Origin of the sequence: Ferrimicrobium sp. (assembly GCF_027364955.1) — a bacterium.
In the GTDB taxonomy this organism is placed as follows: Bacteria; Actinomycetota; Acidimicrobiia; order Acidimicrobiales; family Acidimicrobiaceae; genus Ferrimicrobium.
This window is the reverse complement of sequence record NZ_DAHXOI010000052.1, coordinates 1-6,225: the sequence shown is the minus strand read 5'-3', so window position 1 is coordinate 6,225 and position 6,225 is coordinate 1. Positions and strand designations below refer to the sequence as shown.

General features: G+C 56.7%; 7 protein-coding genes. 4 read left to right on the top strand and 3 right to left on the bottom strand.

Annotated elements, in window-relative coordinates; genetic code table 11:
• Nucleotides 1-211 precede the first annotated feature (211 nt).
• Nucleotides 212-841, top strand: coding sequence for a GNAT family N-acetyltransferase (locus M7Q83_RS13720; RefSeq protein WP_298340060.1), 630 nt, complete (start codon nucleotides 212-214; stop codon nucleotides 839-841).
• 342 nt (nucleotides 842-1,183) lie between these two features.
• On the opposite strand, the gene M7Q83_RS13715 is transcribed toward M7Q83_RS13720, so the two are convergent.
• Entirely contained in the window at nucleotides 1,184-2,110 is a 927-nt protein-coding gene (locus M7Q83_RS13715) for a TIGR03621 family F420-dependent LLM class oxidoreductase (RefSeq protein ID WP_298340057.1), read from the bottom strand.
• Between the two features lie 55 nt (nucleotides 2,111-2,165).
• Here M7Q83_RS13715 and M7Q83_RS13710 point away from each other — a divergent pair, with 55 nt between their 5' ends.
• From M7Q83_RS13710 to M7Q83_RS13700, 3 genes are all read left to right on the top strand, one after another.
• On the top strand, nucleotides 2,166-2,456 hold the full coding sequence (locus tag M7Q83_RS13710; protein WP_298209264.1) for a hypothetical protein: 291 nt from the start codon (nucleotides 2,166-2,168) through the stop codon (nucleotides 2,454-2,456).
• A 125-nt stretch (nucleotides 2,457-2,581) separates the two neighbouring features.
• Nucleotides 2,582-2,908, top strand: a complete 327-nt coding sequence (locus M7Q83_RS13705; protein ID WP_298340055.1) for a hypothetical protein — start codon at nucleotides 2,582-2,584, stop codon at nucleotides 2,906-2,908.
• A gap of 406 nt (nucleotides 2,909-3,314) precedes the next feature.
• Nucleotides 3,315-4,046 carry a Fic family protein gene (locus tag M7Q83_RS13700; protein WP_298340052.1) on the top strand — a complete coding sequence of 244 codons (732 nt, stop codon included), beginning with the start codon at nucleotides 3,315-3,317 and terminating at the stop codon, nucleotides 4,044-4,046.
• A gap of 152 nt (nucleotides 4,047-4,198) precedes the next feature.
• Here M7Q83_RS13700 and M7Q83_RS13695 read toward each other — a convergent pair whose 3' ends face one another.
• Nucleotides 4,199-4,663 carry a phage tail protein gene (locus M7Q83_RS13695; RefSeq protein ID WP_298340050.1) on the bottom strand — a complete coding sequence of 155 codons (465 nt, stop codon included), beginning with the start codon at nucleotides 4,661-4,663 and terminating at the stop codon, nucleotides 4,199-4,201.
• A gap of 150 nt (nucleotides 4,664-4,813) precedes the next feature.
• Nucleotides 4,814-5,719: a hypothetical protein gene (locus M7Q83_RS13690; RefSeq protein WP_298340047.1), complete on the bottom strand. Its 906-nt coding sequence runs from the start codon at nucleotides 5,717-5,719 to the stop codon at nucleotides 4,814-4,816.
• Between the last annotated feature and the right edge of the window lie 506 nt (nucleotides 5,720-6,225).

Here is a 6,225-nt window from a genome sequence, read left to right as displayed (position 1 = left end):
CCCATTCTTAGCGGCGTATTCCGAAAGTTTCATAGTATCAGTATGGTACGGTTCGCCATAAACATTCCACAAATCGCAATATTTATACTACTAGTTCAAACACCTCATCCTTGAACGGCCCCTCGAAGGACCTCATCCGGCGATGAACACATCAAGGCGCCTAGCCCCTTAAAATTGTTTGGCCCCAAGCACTGAAAGGAGCATGTCGCACATGCCGCTCCCCACCCCCATGATTCAAACTGCACGTCTGCACCTTCGTCCCTTTGTCGACACCGATGCCGACGACCTCTTTGCCCTACATACCAATACCAAAGTGCTGCGCTACTGGGATGCACCTCCGTGGAACGACCGAGAGCGTGCCACGAAGTTCATCATGGCTTCACAACAGAAAGCTGAGGAGGGCACCGGAGCGCGGTTAGCCGTCGACCTCGCCTCTAATGGCGGCTTCATTGGTTGGTGCAGCCTGCACCAATGGAACCCGGACCTTCGGAGCGCATCTCTGGGCTACTGCTACGGGGACACTGCGTGGGGTCACGGTTACGCCACGGAGGCTGCACGCGGACTGTTGGGTTGGGCCTTCGACACTCTGGACCTCAACCGTGTACAGGCTGAGGTCGACACGCGTAACGTTGCATCTGCCCGCGTACTGGAGAAACTCGGGTTTCTACGTGAGGGAACATTGCGAGAAGACTGTATCGTGAACGGCGAAGTCTCAGATTCTTGGGTTTACGGTCTGATTAGACGAGAGTGGCGGATGCGATCGAGTCGACTTCCCTCAACTGCTGAGTTTCACTCGTGTTGTATGCTTCAACATCCCGGTTCCTCACCGATCAGGCCATAAGGGCGTGCAACGTACGCTACGGGCGGAAACCGAGTAACTCATCACGCTACTCCTCCATCGGGATCTCCGGGGTCTCCCGTAAGAAACTACAGTGTGATCTGGACTGACAGCTTCACGACCAATGTTCGGACGAGCGCGCAACAAGTGAGCTACGCTCGCCACCTCATCGCCGCTCTAGCCCGGCAGACTCCACATAGCCATTCAAAGTCTACAGGGGGCCATAGCCGGCGATCGCATGGGTCCTCAACGCTCTGGGTGAATCGATTCTGACTTCGTATCGAGACCGCACCCGAACACTTCCCTAAGTTGAACGCTCCTCCACTGATATCTTCAACCCAGTTGTTAAGAGTGGTCCTCAGCTCGGAGCATCTCGATGACCGGGGCAAAACCTTCGATGTCTCGCACCACGTAGTAGGAGATCCCCCAGCGTTCTCGACAGGCGAGGAGGTGTGCTGCGATCTCGTCGTGAGTCCCAATTGCAAGGAAGGGGGTCGAGAGCGCGTGGTCGAGTTCGAGACCAGGAACCTCTGAGAGAAACTCTTGTGCCGCCTTGCGACGATCATCGGTGACAACTACGGCCTGGACGAGTGCGTTCAACTCGAGGTTGTGAACCCGTTCGCCAGCCTGCTCGACAATCCAGTTAACGGTGGTATCGAGGCGTTTTGGCTCCCAACGCACTGCGTGAGAGTTACCATCGGGCAGAGTCACCCCGAGCATCGTGAGACCAATAATATCGGCCATCCCCGCAGCGTGAGCGAGGCCAGCTCGCCCGTTCACTCCAACCAGAATCGGAACGTGATCCTGTGCGGGCTCAATTGAGGCAAAACCACTCAGGTCGTAGAACTCGCCATGGTGCTCAACCTGTTCTCCGTCGAGCAGGCGACGAAGGATGTCGAGCGACTCGGCAAGGCGCTGCTTTCGTCGTTGGGGTGGATCAAAGGGGATAGAGATCGCATGGTACTCAGGGAAGGCATGCCCAGCTCCCATTCCAACCTCGACTCGCCCACCAGAGAGTCGATCCAGGGTCGCGAGACGCTGAGCTAAAACCCCTGGGTGATGGAAGTCGTTGTTGAGTACTAATGGGCAAAGTCGGATCCGTTCGCTCCAGGCTGCGCAGAACGCGAGGGGTTCGAGTGCTGAGAGGTATCGTCCAAGGTGGTCGAAGGTGCAAAGCACATCAAAGTCGGCGGCCTCTGCTGCTCGCACTTCCTGGCGCAGTGTCGCGGGATCGTTGGACCGGATCTGATAGCCGAAACGAAATGGATTCATGTTACCCATGCTATCAGAACTGATATCTAGATAGCACGCTGCTAAGCTTTTCTCTGTGGCTGAAACCCGTACTGCCTTCTTCGTCCGCATTCCTGCATCACGAGCTCGCCAACTCGACTCCCGAGCCCACGCCCTTGGGCGTACCAAACAGGACCTCGTTAACGATCTACTCGAGTCGGCGCTTACACCTGATGCTCCTTCGCCAGTACCGAGTGGGCCAAAGGGCGAGGCTGATGAGGTACTCACCCGCACCGAGCTCGCTAGCCTGTTAAAGCTTGACGACGATGCCGTCTTGGTACGCGTCCACTCGGGTGAACTCCCCGGTCGACGGTTCGGGGCCGGATGACGCTTCGCACGAAGCGCGGTACTGGACTAGCTACATGGCTACGAGACTCCAGAGCGCAAGCCGCCGGGGTTTGCCGGTTCCTCATCACCTATCGGCGCAGGCGCTGCTAAAGAGGGACAAGAGCAGTGACGCTTCACCTTCAGGAACATGGTGAGAGCAACGACGACCCGATTATCGTACTGCCCTCCTTCGGTTTTGATCACGCTTCTATGGCAGCTGCGATAGAGCCCGTCTTCGCCGAACTTTCCGGATGGCGCCGCCTCTACATCGATCTACCGGGAACTGGTGACTCGCCAGCTCACTGCCCTCCCCAATCAGATGCTGTTCTCGACGCGGTCGTGACCACTGTTCAAGCAGAGCTTGGCGACAGGCGGATCGCTTTGCTGGGATGGTCCCATGAAGGCTATTCGCTAGGCAAACCCGGAGCAGTACGCATTTCAGGAAATGCATAAGACACTTGCACACCTGCAAGAACTGACTGGGTTGCACTTTGACGGTGTACCGTTCGAGCGCGACCTTGCCTCATCAACCTTTGAGGACAGCGCCAAGGCATTATGGCACCTTTCCCGTTTTAGAGTGGATGCGAACCACGTGCTGGCCACAACACGCCAAACCTTGGCAGAGGGTGTCCGAACTGCCAACAGCACCCTTGCTGAGGTCAAAGATGCCAGGAGCAGGGGATGATATTGCCTAGCTGCGCTCAAAAGCCGTGCCCTCTCCGCATCGCAACCAACGGCGAAGGCTGAGCTACCTACACCTAGCACTATGGTCAGGGTGGAGCCAAGTTAGGATACGATCAAGGGAGAGGGGGTTGTCATTAACGAGTCCGAACACTTGCTAGCATCGCTGGACCAGCGAATGCACAATCTTCACCAGCTACGTCCATTGCCCTCAGAAACCAGCCGTTCCCTTGCAGACGCGCTCAGAGTACGCATCACCTACACATCCAACGCTATTGAGGGCAATCATCTCACGCTCGCTGAGACGCAGGTGGTACTTGAAGGCATCACCGTGGGAGGGAAACCCCTGCGCGATCATCTAGAGGCGATTGACCACGCAGAAGCCTGGGATGCGATGATCCGGTGGTCACAATCCGATCAACCGCTTACTCCCTGGCTCTTGCGGTCACTTCATGCGCTGGTGTTGTGTCGATCACAACCCGGTGAAGCCGGGCACTACCGCGAGGTGCCTGTAGCAATCTCGGGTAGCACACTCATTCCACCTGATCCTCTATCTGTTCCGGGCGAGGTTGACGATTTGTTTGCACAGTGGCACCAATCAGAGGGACATCCTGTTGCGATTGGTGCCGAGATGCACGCACGACTGATGGCGATACATCCCTTCGCCGACGGCAATGGCCGTACTGGTCGATTGCTTCTCAACCTCTGGCTGCTGCGCCATGAGTATCTGCCTGCCTTGTTAGAACCTACGGACCGACTCCAATACTACGCTGCCTTATCGTCAGCGGACCGGGGCGATACGAACCCGATTATCGAGGTCGTAGCCCATGGTGTGGCGCGGACGCTGACAGTGTATGAAGAGGTGCTTCACTTGTCTCACGTTGCGAAGCCACCACATTCACACCTGTGACCGGAGTGAGTGCGCAACCTTTCCGAAACGCGTTACGCAACACGGTCTTGCCTTGCGACCGGCCTCAACCGTGAATAGCAGGGGCGGCATTCTCTGGCGCGAATTCTTGTCGGGAGACCCGGAGGCGTTTGCGAGACCGGCTTCGACCAAGTTTAGTACTCGCCCTTGACGACAAAAAAGGAACCACGAATGGTGCCAGCGAGTTTCGATCTCTGCCGAGCGAACTTAAATCGGGAAGCGAGTTCGTCTGGAATGTCCATTCCCTCTGAGAGCTTGAAGCCAACCGCCCGCCTCTTCGGATCATCGATGGTATACATCACGTTGATCGCAAGACCACTCTCGTAGAAGACGTGGTCCCATCTGATGGTGTCGACATTCGAGGTGCAGGCCTCGAGCGGCTCAGAGGCGATCACGATGTCCCGTTCCTCCTTAAGAATTCGCTGCACCCTACGTATGGTCTCACCTGCTTCGCTTGCCGGCTCTACTACAAAGTCATAGTTGTACTTGTTCTTGAAATAGCGCGCTTCGTTCGCGCGCAGTCCCGCAAGCGCATTAGCAACCGGCGATGACTCCAACCCAATGGTGGACACTCTCTCGAAATCGACTCGGTACGACATATCACCTCCAGTCAACCGCGTCCAAGGATATTCGGTTGCCACCCATGCCCGAGCACCGACTTGAATCTTCCTTACGCATCGCTGACAATAAGCACCTACGGGCTCGGCACTACCATAGAGAGGAAGTAAGTAGGTGAATTGAGCGCATCCTCAGACCTCATGGCGCACCCAGACGTTTGGCTCCCAGTAGGTGCCGATTCCATCGTGGACGACTAGTGGACTCAGACCGCCTGAGAAGACGTAGTCGCCATCCGCGGGGAAGAGGAGCGCTGTCCAGCGCGTCCACTCGCTGATTGGAGCCTCAATCAACAGCGACTTCGGCTCCGTCCTGACGATCGCTCCACCTAGTCGAGCGTGTACACGTAGCCAAGGGTCAAAGGGGAGCCCGTCTTCCCTAGTCCAGTAGACGTAGCGCTCGATAGGTATGAGTGGATAGCGATCCTTCCAGCTCGGCCGCACGGGGGCCATCAGGACTCCAAGACCGCTGGATCGGGCTGCGACGGCCATCGACTGGATCAGTAGACGGCTCAGACCTTCGCCTCGGTGGTCCATCGCCACCTCGGCCGCCAGCGCTGAGAGTGCGGTGGGTTCGACATCGTCTGTCACTGCCCGCAGTCCAAGTGCGTCAATACCCGTGGGTAAGTCTGCCTGGGTTCCATCCCAGCGAAACGGTATCGATCGGCCGCGTGCGATGATTTGTTCGCTGCTCTTCTCCACAACCAGTACCTGGAAGGGAGCGTACTTTGGAAAGAGGGCACCAAAGTAGGTAGGCGTCTCGTTGCCATGCAGGTTGTACTCTGGCCAAACATCTACGAAAAGCGACCGCGATCTCTCCCAGAGGTCCGGACGTTCCTCGGCGGTGAAGACCTCGATCAGAGAACCTGCGGATAGATCGATACCATTCATGAGCCTCACCTTATCCCGAAGACCGGCTGTGGAACTCATCCAGTCACCAAGCATGACCAATACTTCTGAGCCAGGCAAAGAGTCGGGATCTACTGTAGCGGCCCTCCCATAACCATGAGAGCCGCCGCGCCTGCCTTGACGCTCATCCATCGGTATACTTGCAATGGTAGCTGACGATTTCTCTGTATGTTACTGACAGGTAGGTGGATGAACGAGATGGCAGAAGATGAGTAGGTCAAAACTTGTAGCGTTCGCCTTGGTAGCCGCCGCCATCACTATTTCGGGATGCAATCAAACCCAGAGCAGCCAGACCAACAGCAACCAATCGGGCCACGATGGCTCTGCAATCACCACGTCCAAGAACGCGAAGCTTGTGCCGATGCCGAAAGTTGAGTCCATTGATGGGAGGGTTCTTGGACAACCTCGCGGGCAGTCTGACAACGCCATGCGGTTCAGCTCGGCGACCACAGGATACATGGTTGGCAACGGCCTCATCCTCAAAACCACGGATGGAGGTCTGCACTTTCAGACCGTGGCACACCCTGGGATGGAGCTTACGCAGCTATCGGTATCCATGGTGACAGTTAGCGATTTCATGGTAGTCCATTCCATCGCCTCGCAAGACCGCTAAGCGGCTTGTTCCGGGGCACCTGCAA

Excerpts from the sequence above, each read along its gene's own strand:
- M7Q83_RS13700 (WP_298340052.1), top strand. The coding sequence starts at position 3,315 with ATGCACAATCTTCACCAGCTACGTCCATTGCCCTCAGAAACCAGCCGT.
- M7Q83_RS13690 (WP_298340047.1), bottom strand. The coding sequence starts at position 5,719 with ATGGATGAGCGTCAAGGCAGGCGCGGCGGCTCTCATGGTTATGGGAGG.
- M7Q83_RS13720 (WP_298340060.1), top strand. The coding sequence starts at position 212 with ATGCCGCTCCCCACCCCCATGATTCAAACTGCACGTCTGCACCTTCGT.
- M7Q83_RS13695 (WP_298340050.1), bottom strand. The coding sequence starts at position 4,663 with ATGTCGTACCGAGTCGATTTCGAGAGAGTGTCCACCATTGGGTTGGAG.
- M7Q83_RS13715 (WP_298340057.1), bottom strand. The coding sequence starts at position 2,110 with ATGAATCCATTTCGTTTCGGCTATCAGATCCGGTCCAACGATCCCGCG.